The following is a 17,943-nucleotide window of genomic DNA, read 5'->3' on the forward strand; positions in this document are numbered from 1 at the left end:
GCCTTCCGGCTCGCCTGGGGTGGACAGGATGCGAGCCCGCAGGCTCGCGGTCCAGGCGCTAGACGGCGCGCCAGCCGATGTCCGTGCGGTTGAAGCCGCCCGGCCAGTCGATCCTGGCGACGCCCTCATAGGCGCGCTTGCGGGCCTCGGCGATGCTGTCGCCCAGCGCCGTGACGGCCAGCACGCGGCCGCCGGCGGCCACGAGGCTCCCGTCCGGCGCCTGCCGCGTCCCGGCGTGGAAGACCTGCACGCCGTCCAGCGCCTCCGCGTCCTCGACGCCCCGGATGGGGGTTCCGGTCTCCGGCTTCGCCGGATAGCCCCGGGCCGCCATCACCACCGTGAGGGCCGCCTGCGGGCTCCAGCCGAGGGCGAGCCGGGAGACGCCGCCCTCCACCGTGGCCAGCAGCGCCTCGACGAGGTCCCCCTGCAGGCGCGGCATCAACGCCTCGCATTCGGGATCGCCGAAGCGGCAATTGTATTCGATGAGCCTGGGGCCGTCGGCGGTGATCATCAGCCCGGCGAAGAGCACGCCCCGGAAAGGCGCGCCGCGGCGCTTCATCGCCGCCACCGTGGGCTCGATGATCTCGGCCATGACCTGCGCCGCGACGGCGTCGGTCACCACCGGAGCCGGCGAGTAGGCGCCCATGCCGCCGGTGTTCGGGCCCGTGTCGCCGTCGCCCACGCGCTTGTGGTCCTGCGCGGAGGCCAGCGGCAGGGCGGCGTCGCCGTCCACGAGCGCGAAGAACGAGGCCTCCTCGCCCACCATGCATTCCTCGATCACGACCTCCTCGCCGGCCGCCCCGAGGCCGCCCGAGAACATCATGTCGATGGCCGCTTCCGCCTCCTCCACGGTGGCGGCGACGACGACGCCCTTGCCGGCCGCAAGGCCGTCCGCCTTGACCACGATGGGCGCGCCCTGGGCGCGGACATGGGCCTTCGCCGGCGCGGGCTGCGTGAAGCGCGCGAAGTCCGCCGTCGGCACGCCCGCCTCGCGGCAGAGCTCCTTGGTGTAGGCCTTGGACCCCTCCAGCTGCGCGGCGACGCGCGACGGGCCGAAGGCCTTGATCCCGGCGGCCGCCAGATCGTCCACGATCCCGGCGACGAGCGGCGCCTCGGGCCCCACCACCACGAAACCGACGCCCATCAGGCGGCAGAAATCCACCACGGCCCGGTGGTCGGCCACGTTCAGCTGGACGTTCGTCCCGCACTGGGCGGTGCCGGGATTGCCGGGAGCGATGAACAGCGTCTCGCAGCGCGGGCTCTGCGACAGCTTCCAGGCCAGCGCATGTTCGCGGCCGCCAGAGCCGATGAGCAGGATCTTCATGAGGCCTCCGCGGCGCTGAACGTGGCGATGCTTTAGACCATGCCGAGGCCCGGGGGAAAGAGGGCTGGCGGAAGCAGCTTCATCCCTCCCCTTCAGGGGAGGGGGGACCGCCGCAGGCGGTGGGTGGGGGCCGCGGCAGGCCCCACCCGCCCTACCGCCTTAGCGATTCGCCCTTTATGCTGCCGCGCATGTCCCACGAACCCGTTTCAAACGTCCCCGAGTGGTCGGTCAGCGAGCTCTCCGGCGCCCTGCGGCGCACGCTGGAGGACGCCTATGGGCATGTGCGGGTCCGGGCCGAGCTCGGCAAGGTCACGGTCCATGGCAGCGGCCACGTCTATCTCGACCTGAAGGACGACAAGAGCTGCCTGGCCGGCGTCATCTGGCGGGGCGCGGCGTCGAAGATCCGGTTCCGGCCCGAAATGGGCATGGAGGTGATCGCCACCGGCAAGATCACCACCTTCCCGGGGCAGTCGAAATACCAGCTCATCATCGACACGCTGGAGCCCGCCGGCGTCGGCGCGCTGCTGGCCCAGATCGAGGAGCGCAAGCGCCGCCTCGCCGCCGAGGGGCTGTTCGACGACGCCCGCAAGCAGTTGCTCCCCTACCTGCCGGCGGTGATCGGCGTCGTCACCTCGCCGACCGGCGCGGTGATCCGCGACATCCTTCACCGGCTGGCGGACCGCTTCCCCCGGCACGTGATCGTCTGGCCCGTGCGGGTGCAGGGCGACACCTGCGCGGCCGAGGTCACGGCCGCCATCCGCGGCTTTAACGCCCTGGCGGAGGCGGGCCCGATCCCGCGGCCGGACCTGCTGATCGTGGCGCGCGGCGGCGGCTCGATCGAGGACCTCTGGGGCTTCAACGACGAAGCGGTGGTGCGCGCCGCCGCCGACAGCCACATCCCGCTGATTTCGGCCGTCGGCCACGAGACCGACTGGACCCTGATCGACTACGCGGCCGACCGGCGCGCCCCGACGCCCACCGGCGCGGCCGAAATGGCGGTTCCGGTGCGCTCGGACCTGCTGCTCGCGGCCGCCGATCTCGGCCGGCGCGTGCTGGCCGCGCTGCATCGGCATCTCGACCGCCGCAAGGCCGACCTGCGCTCGGCCGCACGGGCGCTGCCGGGGCCGGAGGACCTCCTCGCCCTGCCGCGCCAGCGGCTGGACCTGTCGGGCGGCAAGCTCGTCCACGCTTTGGCGGCGAACTCGCGCAAGCACGACGCCCGCCTCGCCGAGACGGCGCGCCGGCTGGCCAGGCTCTCCCCGCAGGCGAGGCTCGCCGGCATGCGGGCCAAGCTCGACGGCCTCGGCCTGCGGCTGGCGGCGGCGCAGGGCGCGAATCTGCGGGCCGAGCGGCAGCGCATCCTGCACCAGCGCGAGCGGCTCGCCGCGCTGGCCCGCCGCCGCGACAACGCGGCCCAGACTCTCATCGCCCGCCGCCGGGAGCGCCTGGACCGGATCGGCCAGCGCCCCCTGGGCTGCGTGAAGGCGATCATGCGCTCCGCCGGCGAGGCGCTGAGGCGCACCGACCAGCTCCTCGTCAGCTATGACTACAAGGAGGTGCTGCGGCGCGGCTACGCCCTGGTTCACGGTCCCGACGGCCACCTCGTCCGCGAGGCCGCTCAGGTCGCGGGCGGCATGGCGCTGGAGATCCAGTTCGCCGACGGCAACGTCAAGGCGGTGGCCGGCGACGCCGGCCGGCCCCGGCCCAGGGCGAAGCCCGCGCCGGTCCAGCAAGGCAGCCTGTTCGGTGGCTGAGCCTAGGGCCAGACTGGGCGACCGCGAGCCCCGCGTCGCCGTCGCGCTCGGCGGAGGGGGAGCGCGCGGCCTCGCCCACATCGCCGCCCTGGAGGCGCTCGACGAGCTGGGCGTCCGGCCCGTCGCCATCGCGGGCACGTCGATGGGGGCCATCGTGGGCGCGGCCTATGCGGCCGGGGCCTCCGGCAAGGAGCTGCGGGCCTATGCCCTGTCGCGCCTCCGGGACCGGGCCCAGGTGATGGCCCGCGTGCTGCAGGCGAGGGTGGGGCGCATCGCCGACCTGTTCTCGCGCGGCTTCGGCAACCCGGTGCTGATCGACGGGGAGAAGCTGCTGGACCTGTTCTGGCCCGAGATCGTCCCGGACGACATCGAGGACCTGCCCATTCCGTTCCAGGCGGTCGCGACCGATTACTTCGCCCGCTGCGAACACCATTTCGACGCGGGTCCGCTGGTCACGGCGGTGGCCGCCTCGATGGCGATCCCCGGCCTGGTGCGGCCCGTGCTGGCCGGCGGGCGCGTCTATGTGGACGGCGGCGCGGTCAACCCGCTGCCCTTCGAGCGTCTGGGCGACGACGGCGCGATCGTGGTGGCGGTCGACGTCACGGGCGGCCCGACCACCGAGGTGCGCGTTGCGCCGGAGCCCTTCGAGGCGATGCTGGGGGCGTCGCAGATCATGCAGGGCGCGATCGTCGCCGAGAAGCTGAAGGCCCGGGCGCCGGACGTGCTGGTGCGCCCGGCCGTGGACGCGTTCCGTGGCCTCGATTTCTTCAAGACGAAGGCGATCCTGCTGGCGGCCCAGCCCGCCAAGGAGCAGCTGAAGCGCGATCTCGCCGCCCGTTTGGACAGGCCCGCGCCCGCCGCGGTCAGCGGCGCTCGGCGAAGAAGCTCCTGAGCAGGTCGGCGGCCTCGGTCTCGCGCAGCCCGCCATAGACCTCCGGGGCGTGGTGGCAGGTCGGCGCGCCGAAGAGGCGCACGCCATGCTCCACCGCTCCGCCCTTCGGGTCGCCGGCCGCGAAGTAAAGCCGCCGGATGCGCGCGAAGGAGATCGCGCCGGCGCACATCGGGCAGGGCTCCAACGTGACGTAGAGGTCGCAGCCGACCAGCCGCTCGGAGCCGAGGACGGCGCTGGCGGCCCGGATGGCCAGCATCTCGGCGTGGGCGGTGGCGTCGCGGTCCTGCAGGGTGCGGTTGCCGGCCGAAGCCAGGACGACGCCCCCGCGCGCCACGGCGGCGCCCACCGGCACCTCGCCCCGGGCGGCGGCGGCGCGCGCCTCCGCGAAGGCCGCCTCCATCGGATCGGTCCGTTGCGCCGCCTCGCCGGCCGGCCCTTTCATCGCTGCTCCACGCCTGTCAGGCCGCTCCGCGCGGCGCATTTCATCCGCGAAGCCGATACCACTTTGCCGGAAAATGCTCTATCAGCGCGTGATGAGCGACAGGACGAATGATCGAGGCGGCGGCGGCAAGGGCCGTCCGCCCTCCAGAGGCGGCGCGCGCGGCGGCGCAGGCGGCAAGGCGACGGGCGACAGGCCCGCCCGGGGCCCCGGCGGACCCAAGCGGCCCGGCGGCTTCGGCAAGGACGGCCCGCGGGACGCCGCCGGCCCGCGCGCGGCCCGGCCGGCGAGACCGCCTCGGGACGCCGCCGAGCGGCCGGCCCGGCCGCCTCGCGACGCCGGCGACCGGCCCCGCAGGGACGCGGCCGAGCGTCCGTTCCGCGCCCGCGGCGACGAGGCCGGCGAGCGCCGGCCCGGCAAGCCGGCGGGATCGGCCGGCCCCAAGCGCTTCGGCGGCGGCAAGGACGCGGGCGGATCCCGCAGCTCCGGTCCGCGCAAGGGCGCCGCGCCCCGGACCTTCTCCGGCGACCGCGCCGGCGCATCCCGCGCCAAGGCCGCGCCCGCCGCGCCCAGGCGGGAGTTCTCCGAGCGCATCGCCAAGGTGATCGCCCGCGCCGGCCTGTGCTCGCGCCGCGACGCCGAGGCCTGGATCGAGGAGGGCCGGGTCGCCGTGAACGGCGTCACCCTGACCAGCCCGGCGCTCGACGTCAGCGCCCAGGACGTGGTCGTCGTCGACGGAGCGCCGCTGCCGACCCGCGAGCGCACGCGGCTGTTCCTCTACCACAAGCCCCGCGGCGTGGTGACGACGGTGCGCGACCCCGAGGGCCGCCGGACCGTGTTCGACGCCCTGCCGCCCGGGTTGCCCCGCGTGATCACGGTCGGGCGGCTCGACATCAACACCGAAGGCCTGCTGCTGCTCACCAATGACGGCGGGCTGGCGCGCGTCCTGTCGCTGCCGGAGACCGGTTGGCTGCGGAAATACCGCGTCCGCGCCTATGGCGAGGTCACGCAGCCGCAGCTCGACGCGCTGCGCGACGGCGTCACCATCGAGGGCATGCATTACGGCCCGATCGAGGCTTCGCTGGACCGCGCCCAGGGCGACAATTCCTGGCTGACGCTGGGGCTTCGCGAGGGCAAGAACCGCGAGGTCAAGAAGATCCTCGAGCATCTCGGTCTGCAGGTGAACCGGCTCATCCGGCTCTCCTTCGGGCCGTTCCAGCTCGGCGACCTGCCCGAGGGCGCGGCCGACGAGGTGCGCACGCGCGTGCTGCAGGACCAGCTCGGCCCCGAGCTTTCCGCCCAGGCGGAGGTCGATTTCGAGGCGCCGGTCTTCGTCTATGACGAGGACGATTTCCGCCCCAAGGCGCGCCCGGACGAGGCGGAGCGGCGCGACCGCGACGATCGGCGGCCCTCCCGCGAGGGCGCCGCGCCGGCCGCCGGCCGCGAGCCCGTGGGCGGCGACTCCCGCCAGCGCCGCCGCAGCGAGCCCACGGTGTGGGGCGCGCCCGAGCGCGACGGCCCGCCGCGCGACCGGACGCGCGGCCGCGACCGGCCGGACGAGGTCCTGGACGAGAAGCCCAAGCCCAAGCGTCGGCACCCGATGGAGCCGCTCACCAGCGTGTGGCGGGCCGACGACGCGGAGGCCATGGTCCCGCGCGGGAAGATCCCGCGCCGCGGCGCGGATCCCAAGCTGGCCCGCGCCGAGAGCGCCGAGAAGTCGCACCAGCGCGCCGGCAAGGTGAAGGATCCCAAGGGCCGCGCGGTGCGGGTGGAGCGGATCGCCCGCGACCCGGCCGCCCATATCCGCGAGGAGGCTTATGTCGAGAAGCCCCGCGGGCGGTCGCGCCCGTCGACGGGGGCTCCGCGCGGCGGCGACAGGCCGGACGGGCGCAAGCCCTATGCGGGCCGCAGCGCCGAAGGCCCGCCGCGCGCCGAGCGGCCGAAGCGCAACGTCTGGAGCGACGCGCCCGCCGAGGGCGAGCGCCGGGAGAGCCCTGCCAAGCCCCGCACGTTCAAGCCCCGCGACGGCGACGCCCCCCGCGGCGCCGGCGAGCGTCCCGCCCGCAGCTTCAAGCCGCGCGGCGACAGGGCGCCGGGAGAAGGCCGTCCCGGAGGGGATCGCCCGTCCCGGGGCGACCGGCCCGCGGGCGCGGGCTTCAAGCCGCGCGGCGACGGCCCCAGGGGACCCCGCCCGGGCGGGCCCGGCGGCTCGCGTCCTGGCGGCTCGCGTCCTGGCGGGTCCCGCCCCGGCGGCTCGCGTCCCGGCGGCGGCGGCGGTCGGCCGCCCCGGCGTCCGCGCGAGGGCTGAGCCGTGCGCATCGTCGGCGGGCGGCACAAGGGCCGGGCCCTGGCCGCCCCGAAGACGCAGGCCGTCCGCCCCACCTCGGACCGCCTGCGCGAGACCATCTTCAACATCCTCGCCCACGCCTATGACGATCCCGTCCAGGGCGCGAGGGTCCTGGACCTCTTCGCCGGCACCGGCGCGATGGGCCTGGAGGCGCTGTCGCGCGGCGCGGCCTTCGCGCTGTTCGTCGACGACTCGGCCGAGGGCCGCGGGCTGATCAAGGCCAATGTCGACGCGCTCGGGGCGGCGGGGACCTCGAAGGTGTTCCGCCGCGACGCCACCAGGCTCGGCGCCGCGCACCCCCACGCGCCCTTCGGGCTGGTGTTCTGCGACCCGCCCTATGGCCGGGGCTTCGCCCCGCTCGCGCTCGCCTCGGCGCTGGCCGGCGGCTGGCTCGCCCCCGACGCCCTGCTGGTGGTGGAGGAAGCCGCCGGCGCGCCGCTGGAGCTGCCGGCGGGCTTCACGGTCGAGGACCGGCGCGACTACGGCGAGACGCAGGTCGTCTTCGCCCGGGCCGGATGAGCGCGAGCCCGGGGCCCGCGGCCTCGCCGGTCAGGAATACGGATCGGCCGCGTCGCGCAGCCCGTCGCCCATGAAGTTGAACGCCAGCACCACCAGGATCACCGGGACCATCGGGGCCAGCAGCCACGGATAGAGGTTCACGGCCGCCAGGTTCTGCGCCTCGTTGAGCAGCACGCCCCAGCTCGTCACCGGCGGGCGCAGCCCGAGGCCGAGGAAGGACAGCGCCGTCTCGCCCAGGATCATGGAGGGGATCGACAGCGTGGCGCTGGCGATCAGGTGGCTCATGAAATTGGGCACGAGATGGTGCGCGATGATGCGCGAGCGCGAGGCGCCCATCAGCTCGGCCGCGCGCACGAACTCCTCCTCGCGCAAAGCCAGCAGCTTGGAGCGGACCGCCCGCGCCAGGCCCGGCCAGTCGAGCAGGCCGAGGATCAGCGTGATGGCGAAGAACACCAGGACGGGGCTCCAGTTCGCCGGCAGCGCGGCCGAGAGCGCCAGCCAGAGCGGCAGCTCCGGCAGGGAGCGCAGGATCTCGATCATCCGCTGCACCGTGGCGTCGACCCACCCGCCCATATAGCCGGCGAGGCCGCCCAGCGTCAGGCCGATCACGAAGGAGACCGCGATTCCGAGCAGCCCGACGGTGAGCGAGATGCGCGCGCCATAGATGATGCGCGAGAACAGGTCGCGCCCGAGCTTGTCGGTGCCGACCAGGAAGAAGGTGCCGCCCTTCGGCGGGCAGACCAGATGCAGGCGGGCCTGCGTCAGGCCCCAGAACTGGTAGGGCGCGCCCTCGCAGAAGAAGCGCAGGGGCTCCGGCCGGGCGCTGTCCACGGCGTATTCGCGCCGGAATGTCTCTAGGTTGAACTTGAAGGCGTAGGGATACACGAAAGGCCCGACGAAACGCCCTTCGTGGAACAGGTGGACGCCCTGCGGCGGGGCCGAGAGGTGGTCGGCGTTGCGCTGGCCGAGACCATAGGGGGCGATGAACTCGACGAAGGGCAGGGCGATGTAGAGCGAGGCCAGGAAGATGGCCGAGACCAGCGCGACCCGGTGGCGCTTGAACTTCCACCAGATCAGCCGCGCCGCCGAGGCGCGGTAGAACGTCTCCTCCGCGGCGCTCATCGCGTCCGACGCGCTGGCGTCGAACGGCGCGGGGTTGACGTAGTGGCCCGGCGCGTTCGGATCGTGAGTGATGGGCGACAGGGCGACGCTCATGTCAGCCTCGCCGTCCGAAGCGGATGCGGGGATCGAGCGTGGCCAGGAGCAGGTCGGAGATCAGCATCCCGATCACGGTCAGCACCGCCACGAACATCAGGATGAAGCCGGCCAGGAACTGGTCCTGCTGCTTCAGGGCCTGCAGCAGCACCGGCCCGACGGTGGGCAGGCTGAGCACCAGCGAGACCAGCACCGAGCCCGAGATGAGGTGGGGCAGCAGGTTGCCGATGTCGGCCACGAAGGGGTTCAGGGCCATCCGGAACGGATATTTCAGCAGCGCCGGCATCGGCTTCATGCCCTTGGCCCGGGCCGTGACGGTGTACTGCTTCTGCAACTCGTCGAGGAGGTTGGCCCGCATGCGGCGGATCATGGCGGCGGTGCCGGAGAGGCCGATGACGATCACCGGCGCGATCAGGTGCGAGGCGATCGAGCTGGCCTTGGCCATGCTCATCGGCTCCTGGGTGAATTTCTGGTCCATCATCCCGCCGATGGAGATGCCGAACCAGCGGTTGAGATAGAAGAGCAGGATCAGGGCCAGCAGGAAATTGGGCGTGGCGAGGCCGAGATAGCCCAGGAGCGTGGCCGCGTAGTCGCCCCAGGAATATTGCCGCGTGGCCGAGTAGATGGCGATCGGGATGGCGACGACGTGGACGAAGATCACCACCACGACATTGACCAGCAGCGTCAGGCCGAGCGCGCCGCCGACGACGTCGTTGACCGGCCGCTGGAACTCGAAGGACCAGCCCCAGTCGCCCTGCAGCAGGCCGGAGAAGCCGTTCGGCCCTGACCAGACGCCGAGCCAGATCAGGTACTGCTCCCAGACGGGCCGGTCGAGCCCGTACTGGGCGCGCAGGAACTCGGCCTTGGCGGCCGCGGCCGGATCGCCCTGCGAGCGCAGCTCGGCGATCTGGTTGGTGAGGAAGTCGCCGGGCGGAAGCTTGATGATGAGGAAGACCAGCGCCGAGATCGCCACCAGCGTCAGCAGCATGGTGACGATCCGGCGCAGGATGTACATCGCCATGCGCATCGGCTGTCCTCAGGCCTCGTAGTAGAATTCGTCGATGCGGTAGACGCCCAGAAGCGACGTCGGCTCCCAGGAGAACATCGCCTTCTCGGGCATGTTGCGCATGCGCTTGTTGACCACGATCGGCTGCAGCTCGCCCGCCACCGTCCCGATGGTGAACTGCTGCTCGGCCTGGAGCGCCAGCATGTCCTTCCAGATCGCGGCGCTCATGTCCTCGTGGGTCGTCTTCAGCCACTTCTCGTAGAGCGCCAGCAGCTTCTCGGCCGCGGGGTCGTCCGGCTTCTCGCCGCTGCGGCCCAGCGTCTCGAACCACTGGCCCCATTTGGGCCAGGAATAATGCTCCTGCCGGACGGGGGCGAGCTCGGTGGGCGGCATCAGGGGCGTGGGCACGGCGTTGTCGAGGCCGGTGGACGCCACCATGACGGTCTGGCCCGAATAGGAGCGCTGGCGCAGGATGCCCCGGTCCTGCGGCTTCATGAACAGCTTGACGCCGACGTCGCGCCAGAACTCGGTGATCAGTTCCAGGGCGTCGACGATGTCGGTGGACTCGCCGTCGACCTCGACCACGATCTCCAGGATCCGGCCGTCGGGCAGCAGGCGGATGGAGTTGGAGTCCCGGGCCGTCAGCCCGAGCTCGTCCAGCATGGCGTTGGCGAATTCGGGGTCGTAGCCGGCGAACTGCGTCCGGAACTCGTCCGCATAGAGCGGGCTGCTCTTCATCACCGTGTTGTTGCCCTCCACGCCCAGGCCGAACAGCAGCGCGTTGTTGAGGATCCGGCGGTCGATGGCGGCCGAGAGGGCCCGGCGGTAGCGCACGTCGCGGTTCAGCTTGCGCCACACCGGGTCGTTGGCGTTGAGGTTGGGATAGAGCGTGTAGACGGACCCGCGCGCATAGGGCCAGAGCAGCGTCCGGTAGTTCTGCGCCGCCTCGCCTTCCTTCAGCACCGGGACGTCGTTCATCGACAGGCCGCGGGCCTGCAGGTCGACCTCGCCGGCGTTGGCCTTGGCGGGGAAGAGCCCGGGCGAGGCCACGTCGACCAAGGCGCGGTCGATATAAGGGAGCTGGCGCCCCTCCGGGTCGACGCGGTGGAAGAAGGGATTGCGCTCGAACACCATCCGGCTGGCCGGGGGCGGCGTCATCAGCCGCCACGGATTGAGGGTCGGAGCGTCCGGGTTGCTGTAGTCGTAGTCGTCGTCGAGGCGGTTGTGCAGCGTGGCCCAGCCCTTGACCTTGGCGCGGGCGGCCATGCGGTCGAGCTTCTCCTTGTCCGTGTAGCGGACGTGGAAGCCGCGCAGATAGCGCGACGGCGCGAACAGGCGCAGCGGCCGCGGCAGCGCCAGCGCCGGCAGGAAGCGCGGGTTGGGCGCGTCCCATTCGTAGCGCACCGTCAGGTCGTCCAGGATCTCGAAGCGCGGCAGCTTGCCGTCGACGAGGAACACCTCCTGCGGGCCGTTGGGGCTGAGATCCTTCTGCCGGGCGATGTCTTCCCAATAGTAGCGGAAGTCCTCGGTCGTGAAGGGCTGGCCGTCCGACCAGCGATGCCCCCGCCGCAGCCGGAAGGTGAAGATCCGGTTGTCCTTCTGCTCGTAGCTCTCGGCGAGGTCCGGCTGGAGCCGAAGGGTCTCGTCATAGCCGACGAGGCGGGTGTAGCCGTTCGCCGACATGTAGCGAAGGTCGCGCGTCTTGGCGATCAGGGTGCGGATCTCGCCGCCATAGCGCCCGATGCTGCGGTTGCGGGAGGCGAAGTCGGCCACCAGCGGCCGGGTCGGCAGGCGGTCGAACACCGGCGGAGCCTCGCCCTTGGCGACGCGCTCCGCCATCATGGGCGATTCCTGGAACCGGAGCCCGTCCGCCCGCGCCGCCGCCGGACGGGCGACTGCGGCCGCCGCGGCCGCCAGGCCGGTCTTCAGGACTCCTCGGCGGGTGACGCCGTCGGAGTGCGTGGGATCAGCCATGGCCCTGCCTCGCCTGGTGGATGTCCGGCCGTCGCGGGAGCGCGCTCATGACGCCGCCCTCATGGCCGGCTGCTCGGGTTCGCGCGCCGCGTCCGGCGCCGGCCGGGCTAGCGCGATGCAGTGGCCGGGCTCCACCTCGACGAGCTGGGGCCAGGTCTCGCCCGTCTTGAGGCGGAACGGCTCCGGCCAGTCCGCGGGCTCGGAGAACCCGCCCTGCGTCACGCGGGAGAAATCGAGCGGATGGTCGAGGTCGGGGCTGGGGACCGCGGCCAGGAGGGCCTGCGTGTAGGGGTGCCGCGGCGAGCGGAACAGCGTCTCGCGCGGGGCCTTCTCGACGATGACGCCCCGGCACATCACCGCGATGTCGTCGGCCATGTAGTCGACCACCGCCAGATTGTGGGAGACGAACAGGTAGGACAGCCCGAGCGCGGACTGCAGGTCCTTGAGCAGGTTCAGGATCTGGGCCTGCACGGAGACGTCCAGCGCCGAGGTGGGCTCGTCGCACAGGATCACGGCGGGGTTGAGGGCGAGCGCCCGGGCGAGCCCGATCCGCTGCCGCTGGCCGCCGGAGAACGAATGCGGATAGCGCCGCATCGAGCGCTGGTCGAGGCCTACCAGCTCCAGGAGGTCCTTCACCCGCGCGAAGCGTTCGTCCTCGTTGCCGATGTGGTGGATGCGCAGCGGCTCGGCCAGGATGTCGTAGACCGTCATGCGCGGGTCGAGGCTCGAGAACGGGTCCTGGAACACGAACTGCACGGCGCGCCGGTAGGCCTTCAGGTCCGGCCCGGCGAGCTTGAAGACGTCGCGCGGTCCCGATCCGTCGTCGAAGCGGACGCTGCCGCAGTCCGGCGCCATGGCGCGCATGATCACCTTGGACAGGGTGGTCTTGCCGGACCCCGACTCGCCCACGAGCCCGAGCGTCTCGCCCGCGGGCAGCGACAGGCTGACATTGGAGAGCGCGGAGATCCGCTGCGGCTTGCCGAAGAGGCCGCCGGAGCGCAGCGTGAAGGTCTTGGTGACGCCGTCCACGTCCAGCACGGTGAGTCCGGCCGGGATGGGGTCGCGCGTGCAATGGGCGGCGGCGGCCGCGGCCGCGGGGTCGATGCGGATCTCGCGCAGGGGCGTCAGGCGCTCGCCCAGCTTCATGTCGAAATGCGGCACGGCCCGCATCAGCGCCGTCAGATAGGGGTGCTGCGGCCGGCGGAAGATGTCCTCCAGGTCGCCGCGCTCCATGACCTGGCCGCGATACATCACCACCACGTCGTCGGCCATGTTGGCCACCACGCCGAGATCGTGGGTGATGAGCAGCACGGCCATCTGGGTCTCGGCCTGCAGCTCCTTGATCAGCGCCAGGATCTGGGCCTGCGTGGTCACGTCGAGCGCGGTCGTGGGCTCGTCGGCGATCAGCAGCGCCGGCTTGCAGATCAGCGCCATCGCGATCATGGCGCGCTGGCGCATGCCGCCGGAGAGTTCGAACGGGTAGGTGGTCAGCATCGCCTTCGGGTCGCGGAAGCCGACGCGGCGGAACACCGCCATGGCGCGCTCCTGCGCTTCCGGGAGCGTCGCCTCCTCGTGGATGCGCAGGGCCTCGGTGACCTGGTCGCCGACCGTGTGCAGCGGCGACAGCGAGGTCATGGGCTCCTGGAAGATCATCGCCATCCGGGCGCCCCGGAGCTGGCGCATCTTCTCGCAATTGGGATCCAGCTTGACGATGTCGACCGGGCCGCCGCCCTCCGGGTCGCGCAGCACGATGGAGCCGTTGACGATGCGCCCGCGCTTGGGCAGCAGCCGCAGCATCGCGTTGGCGGTGACGGACTTGCCGGAGCCGGACTCGCCCACCACGGCCAGCGTGCGGCCTGCGTGAAGGTCGAAGGAGACGCCGCGGACCGCGTGCACGAGTCCCGCGTCGCCGTCGAAATCGACGGCCAGATCGCGAATGCTGACGAGCGGTTCTGCGGTCATCCTCGATTCCGGTCTCCGCCAGCGGCCATGGCGACAATGTGCGCCGAACATGTCGCGACCGTCACGCGAATTGTGCTCTCGCTGACACAACGCACGTAAAGCCGGTTTCGCCCATCTTTCGGGCGAATCATTGTTCCCGCAGCCGGAACGCCTGCGCGGCGGAGACGAACCGCACCGATCGCGTCTCGGCCAGACGGCCCAGCAGCTCCTCCAGGAATCGCCAGACCCACCCGTCATGGACGAGGTGATGCGTCAGCAGGCCATAGGCCTCGTCCGGGTCGGCGCGGCCCTCGGCGACGGCGTCCACGTGGTCGGCGAAGGACGCGAGCAGCGCGCCCTCGTCGGCCAGGCCGCGCGATCCGCGCCAGTCGATCGGGTCGAAATGCGTGTTGACCTGCAGGAGGCCGGGGGCCGGGGAGGCTTGGGCGCGCGGCTTGAAGGTCGAGAGCCCGCGAAAGCCGCAGCGGGGCAGCAGCGGGACGAGCGCGGCGTCGATCCGGTTCCAGGGCGGGGCCAGGATGGGCAGGGAGCGGGCGCCGAAGAGCTCCTCCAGCCGCTCGCGCCCGAAGGCGAGCTCGGCCAGCACGAGCTCCGCCGGGGCGTCGCCGAGCTCGCGCTTCTTGCCCCCGGGGCCGGCGTGGTTGGCGTGGGCGTAGCCATGCTGGATCACGCTCGCCTGCGGCGCGCCGGCGAGGATGCGCCGCAGGGCCGGGTCGACCGCGGCGGGCACCACCGCGAGCGCCAGCGGAGCGCCCGCCCGCCGCGACAGGCCCAGCAGCCGGTCCAGAGCCGGGGAGGGCGCGACGCAGTCGTCGTCCCGCCACCACAGGTCGAGGCGCATGCCGAGCCGGCCGAGGCGGTCCAGGGCGGCCTCGAGCCTCTCCCAGCCGGCGGCGCGGCGGCGCGCTCCGGCGGCCTCCTCCTCCAGCGCGTCGGCGCTGGCGGCCGCGCCGTCGAGCCGCACGGACCAGTCCGGCCTCGGACGGCGGGCCGCCCGGTCGACGGCCTGGAGCAGGGCGGCGGGGGCGAGGCGGTCCTCCGGGAGCGCTTCGAGGCAGCCGGCCTTCTCGAACCACGCCGCGCGCAGGCCCTGCTCGCGCTCGCCTCCGGCGGCGAAGGGGACCACCACGGCCCGGGCCCGGACGGCGGCGAGATCCAGGATGGTGTTGTACCCGGCCTGGCTGACCGAGACGGCGGCGCGCGCCAGGAGGGCGCGAAAATCCGGGCGGGCGCGCTCCACGATCACCGTTTCGGCGCCATGGGCGGCCCGCGCGAGCGCCTCGAAGGCGGCCGCCGGCGCCCCGTGCCCGACCAGGATGCGCCAGACCCGCCTCTCGGGATCCATGGCCCCGGCCTCGGCGGCGGCGCGCAGCAGGGGAAGGCCGGCCGGGCCTCCGCCGCCGGAGACGACGACCTCGCCCGAGCCTGCATCCCGCCCGGCGGCGGGCGCCACGGCGGGAGGCGCCCCGTCGTCGCTCACATAGCCCGTATAGACGAGGCGCCGCTCCAGCGCCTCCTCGACCGGCCAGGAGGCGCGAAGCGGCATGGCGCCGGGATCGCCGTGCACGAGCGCCCGGTCGTAGAAGAGGCCCAGCCGATCCAGCGCCTCGGCCGCCCGGCCGGACTTGGACGGAGGGTTCAGCACGTCGCGGATGGAGCAGACCACCGCCGGCCGGGGACGCCGGGCGGCCGCCTCGTCCAGCAGGGCCAGGAACTCGTCCGCGAGCTGGCGCCGGCCGAAGGGAAAGAGTTCCGTGACGAGGACGTCCGGCTGCGCCGCCGCGAAGGCCGCCAGCAGCGCCTCTCGCCTGCCGGCCAGCGCCTCGGGGGCGACCGGCGCGCCGTCCTCGCCCAGGAGGGTGGCGAAGTCGGCCCCCTCGCAATGCACCGGCGCGAGCTGAACGAGCGTCACGCCGTCCAGCCGGACCAGCGGCGCGGGTCGGCCGCCGCTGACCAGCGTCGCCCGATGCCCGCGCAACGCCATGGCGCGCGCGATCGCGGCGGCCCGGGCGAGGTGCCCGACCCCCAGCAGATGGGTGACGACGATGAGAACCGACAGGCTCACGGCGGCGGACCTTGGCCAGTCGCGCAGGCGGAGTCCAGCGCCGCGCGCAGGATCTGCGCCGCGCCGGCCGTCGAGCGGGAGGCGAGGACCCGCTGGCGGGCGGCGCGCCCCAGCGCGCCGAGGCCGGCCGGGTCGGCGAGGAGCCGCCGCAGGGCGTCGGCGAAGGCGCCGGCGTCGCCCGCCGGCGCCAGCACGCCCGTGACGCCGTCCAGCACCACCGCCCCGACCCCGCCGAAGTCGCCGGCCAGGGCCGGGCAACCCTGCAGGGCGGCCTCCAGGAAGGCCATCCCGTAGGCTTCGCGCACGGCCGGCCAGACCAGCAGGTCGGCCATGGCGTAGCGCCGGGCGAGGCCGTCGGGGCCGAGCGCGCCGTGGAAGCGCACGCGCTCCCGCAGGCCGGCGAATGCCGCCTCCACCTCCGCCCGCGCCGCGCCGTCGCCGACGACGTCAAGCGTCCAGGCAGCGTCCCGCGCCTGCTCCAGGCTGTCGGCGAGGAGCCGATAGGAGGCGAGCTTGTCGCCGGGGCGCATCATCGCCACGGCGAGGAGGGCCGCGGGAGGCCCCGGCGCGCGCGCGTCGCGCAGACCGGAGGCGTCGGGCCAGGCCTGCGCGTCCAGGAAGGGCGGGAAGGGCAGGAGCCGCTGGCCCGGAGGACGGGCGGCCTCCAGCATCTCGCGGTCGGCCGGGTTCATCACCAGCACCGCGTCGGCGCGGTCGAGCGCCGCCTCGGCCAGAGCGTGGCCGAGGCTCCACGGTCCATGGGCCCGCTTGGGCGCCCGGGACCCTTCGGCGACCAGATAGGGCAGGCCCAGCGCGGTCGCCACGGCCGGGCCGAAGACGTCCGGCGCCTTGTAGTGGACGTGGTAGCTCAGCACGGCGCTCGGCCGCTCCGGCGCGGGGCGCAGGCGAACCTCCTGCGCATAGGCGGCGGCCTGACCGCGGGCCTCCTCGGCGAGGCGAGCCGTCAGCCGCTCGTCGCCGTCGCGGTCGAACATGCGCAGGCCGCAGGGCGTCTCGGCGGCGACGCCGGCCAGCCGCAGCGCCTCCAGGATCAGCCGCGCCACCGCGCGGTCCCCGGAGGGTTCGGGGTGGTCGGGCGGCTTCAGCGGAGCATGGAAGACGACGCGCATCAGACCGCGACGCGCGCCGGCGCCGCAGCGGGCGCGCCCTCGGCCGCGCCCAGCCCGTCCGGGTCTTGCAGGCGGTCCAGGACGTGCCGCACCCCGGCGTCGAACGAGAAGGCCGTGCGCACCTTGGAGGCCGCGGCCTGCCCGAGCCGCCGCCGCAGGGCGGGGTCGCGGATCAGCCTCTCCAGCGCGGCCGCCAGGGCTGCGGGGTCGGCGGGCGGGGTCAGGAGCCCGGTGACCCCGGCCTCGACGAACTCCGGAACGCCCGCGAAGTCGGTGGACAGGATCGGCAGCGCCTGCGTGGCGGCCTCCATGATGACGTTGGGAAGACCGTCGCGGTCGCCATGGTCGCCCTCGCGGCAGGGCAGCGCGAACAGGTCGGCGTCCCGCATGGCGGCGATCACCGCGTCCTGCGCGAGCCCGCCGCGCCATGCGATCCGGTCCGAAAGGCCCGCCGCCTCCGCCTGGCGCCGCAGGGCGTCCCGCAGCTCGCCGGAGCCGATATGAACGAAGCGCCAGCTGAGGCCGGCCGGGAGCAGCGCCAGCGCGGCCAGGAGGTCGGCGTAGCCCTTCTTGGCCACCGCGCGCCCGACCGACAGGATGACGACCGGCGAGGCGGGATCGGCCCCGGTGCGGTCGGGCCGGCGCGCCGGCGCCGGCGGGAAGCGGCCGAGGTCGAGCCCGTGATAGGCCAGCGACACCCGTCCGGGCGCCGAGGGCGGCGACAGGCGCCGCAGCTCGTCCAGGCCCATCCGGGTGCAGGTGACGCCCCATCGGGCGGCCTCGATCTTCTCGCGCTTCTCCCAGTCCGGCGTGGTCCAGATGTCCTTGGCGTGCGCCGAGAAGCTGAAAGTGCGCCCGCTCAGCAGGCAGGCGTAGCGCACCACGGATGCGGGGGTGTGGAGGTAATGCACATGGACGTGCCGGATCTCCGGATCGAGCTCGCGCGCCATCGCCAGGGCCTGGCCGAGGCGCCGGCCGCGATTGGGCGTCGGGTCCCGCAGCAGGTCGCGCCAGAAGGCGCGCAGCAGCGCCCCGAGCGCCGGCCGGCGCCGCGCCGCCCAGGCGCCGCGCAGCACGCGAAGCGGCTCCTGGTGGAGATATTCCGGCAGATAGCGGACCGGCGCGGCGATCGCCCGGTTGAGGGCGTGCACGGCCTTGTCGGTGGGGCGGCGGAGCGCCCAGATCTCGATGGACGCGCCGGCCCGCTCCAGCCCCAGGATCTCCTGGGCGATGAAAGTCTCCGACAGGCGCGGATAGCCCTTCACCACCACGGCGATGCGGCGGCCTTCGGGCGTCGGGGCGGCGGTCATTCCGCG

The 17,943-nt window shown here is 73.4% G+C and carries 13 protein-coding genes; 4 read left to right on the forward strand and 9 right to left on the reverse strand.

Going from position 1 to position 17,943, the window contains the following annotated elements; genetic code table 11:
• Positions 1-58 precede the first annotated feature (58 nt).
• A complete protein-coding gene (gene purD, locus ACYVO7_RS07355; RefSeq protein WP_460449189.1) occupies positions 59-1,324 on the reverse strand; it encodes a phosphoribosylamine--glycine ligase in 1,266 nt (421 codons plus the stop codon).
• A 188-nt stretch (positions 1,325-1,512) separates the two neighbouring features.
• Here purD and xseA point away from each other — a divergent pair, with 188 nt between their 5' ends.
• Positions 1,513-3,078 (forward strand): exodeoxyribonuclease VII large subunit, encoded by a 1,566-nt coding sequence (xseA, locus tag ACYVO7_RS07360; protein ID WP_460449190.1) that lies wholly within the window; start codon positions 1,513-1,515, stop codon positions 3,076-3,078.
• Positions 3,071-3,970, forward strand: coding sequence for a patatin-like phospholipase family protein (locus ACYVO7_RS07365; protein ID WP_460449191.1), 900 nt, complete (start codon positions 3,071-3,073; stop codon positions 3,968-3,970). Before xseA ends, ACYVO7_RS07365 begins: the two co-directional genes overlap by 8 nt.
• Here ACYVO7_RS07365 and ACYVO7_RS07370 read toward each other — a convergent pair.
• The gene (locus tag ACYVO7_RS07370; protein WP_460449192.1) at positions 3,942-4,412 is read right to left on the reverse strand and encodes a nucleoside deaminase; all 471 of its coding nucleotides are present in this window, start codon (positions 4,410-4,412) and stop codon (positions 3,942-3,944) included. The genes ACYVO7_RS07365 and ACYVO7_RS07370 overlap by 29 nt on opposite strands.
• Before the next feature lie 91 nt (positions 4,413-4,503).
• Between ACYVO7_RS07370 and ACYVO7_RS07375 the strand changes: the two genes are divergently transcribed.
• Complete coding sequence (locus tag ACYVO7_RS07375) at positions 4,504-6,717, forward strand: pseudouridine synthase (protein WP_460449193.1); 2,214 nt, start codon at positions 4,504-4,506, stop codon at positions 6,715-6,717.
• A 3-nt stretch (positions 6,718-6,720) separates the two neighbouring features.
• Positions 6,721-7,275 (forward strand): 16S rRNA (guanine(966)-N(2))-methyltransferase RsmD, encoded by a 555-nt coding sequence (gene rsmD, locus ACYVO7_RS07380; RefSeq protein WP_460449194.1) that lies wholly within the window; start codon positions 6,721-6,723, stop codon positions 7,273-7,275.
• Positions 7,276-7,305: 30 nt separating this feature from the next.
• Here the strand turns inward: rsmD and ACYVO7_RS07385 are convergent, their stop codons facing one another.
• The 7 genes from ACYVO7_RS07385 to ACYVO7_RS07415 form a co-directional block, all read right to left on the reverse strand.
• Positions 7,306-8,490, reverse strand: a complete 1,185-nt coding sequence (locus ACYVO7_RS07385; protein ID WP_460449195.1) for an ABC transporter permease — start codon at positions 8,488-8,490, stop codon at positions 7,306-7,308.
• A 1-nt stretch (position 8,491) separates the two neighbouring features.
• Positions 8,492-9,511, reverse strand: coding sequence for an ABC transporter permease (locus tag ACYVO7_RS07390; protein WP_460449571.1), 1,020 nt, complete (start codon positions 9,509-9,511; stop codon positions 8,492-8,494).
• Positions 9,512-9,526: 15 nt separating this feature from the next.
• A complete protein-coding gene (locus ACYVO7_RS07395) occupies positions 9,527-11,470 on the reverse strand; it encodes an ABC transporter substrate-binding protein (protein WP_460449196.1) in 1,944 nt (647 codons plus the stop codon).
• 45 nt (positions 11,471-11,515) lie between these two features.
• Positions 11,516-13,432: an ABC transporter ATP-binding protein gene (locus ACYVO7_RS07400; protein ID WP_460449197.1), complete on the reverse strand. Its 1,917-nt coding sequence runs from the start codon at positions 13,430-13,432 to the stop codon at positions 11,516-11,518.
• Between the two features lie 127 nt (positions 13,433-13,559).
• The gene (locus ACYVO7_RS07405) at positions 13,560-15,497 is read right to left on the reverse strand and encodes a glycosyltransferase (protein ID WP_460449198.1); all 1,938 of its coding nucleotides are present in this window, start codon (positions 15,495-15,497) and stop codon (positions 13,560-13,562) included.
• Positions 15,494-16,627 (reverse strand): glycosyltransferase family 4 protein, encoded by a 1,134-nt coding sequence (locus ACYVO7_RS07410; protein WP_460449199.1) that lies wholly within the window; start codon positions 16,625-16,627, stop codon positions 15,494-15,496. The genes ACYVO7_RS07405 and ACYVO7_RS07410 overlap by 4 nt, the downstream gene beginning before the upstream one ends.
• Positions 16,627-17,937 (reverse strand): glycosyltransferase family 4 protein, encoded by a 1,311-nt coding sequence (locus ACYVO7_RS07415; RefSeq protein WP_460449200.1) that lies wholly within the window; start codon positions 17,935-17,937, stop codon positions 16,627-16,629. The genes ACYVO7_RS07410 and ACYVO7_RS07415 overlap by 1 nt, the downstream gene beginning before the upstream one ends.
• Positions 17,938-17,943 lie beyond the last annotated feature (6 nt).

Source organism: Alsobacter sp. SYSU BS001988 (assembly GCF_054796215.1).

Bases quoted from the DNA above. Each gene is read 5' to 3' on its own strand.
- purD (WP_460449189.1), bottom strand. From the start codon at position 1,324: ATGAAGATCCTGCTCATCGGCTCTGGCGGCCGCGAACATGCGCTGGCC.
- xseA (WP_460449190.1), top strand. From the start codon at position 1,513: ATGTCCCACGAACCCGTTTCAAACGTCCCCGAGTGGTCGGTCAGCGAG.
- ACYVO7_RS07370 (WP_460449192.1), bottom strand. From the start codon at position 4,412: ATGAAAGGGCCGGCCGGCGAGGCGGCGCAACGGACCGATCCGATGGAG.
- ACYVO7_RS07375 (WP_460449193.1), top strand. From the start codon at position 4,504: ATGAGCGACAGGACGAATGATCGAGGCGGCGGCGGCAAGGGCCGTCCG.
- ACYVO7_RS07385 (WP_460449195.1), bottom strand. From the start codon at position 8,490: ATGAGCGTCGCCCTGTCGCCCATCACTCACGATCCGAACGCGCCGGGC.
- ACYVO7_RS07390 (WP_460449571.1), bottom strand. From the start codon at position 9,511: ATGGCGATGTACATCCTGCGCCGGATCGTCACCATGCTGCTGACGCTG.
- ACYVO7_RS07395 (WP_460449196.1), bottom strand. From the start codon at position 11,470: ATGGCTGATCCCACGCACTCCGACGGCGTCACCCGCCGAGGAGTCCTG.
- ACYVO7_RS07400 (WP_460449197.1), bottom strand. From the start codon at position 13,432: ATGACCGCAGAACCGCTCGTCAGCATTCGCGATCTGGCCGTCGATTTC.
- ACYVO7_RS07410 (WP_460449199.1), bottom strand. From the start codon at position 16,627: ATGCGCGTCGTCTTCCATGCTCCGCTGAAGCCGCCCGACCACCCCGAA.
- ACYVO7_RS07415 (WP_460449200.1), bottom strand. From the start codon at position 17,937: ATGACCGCCGCCCCGACGCCCGAAGGCCGCCGCATCGCCGTGGTGGTG.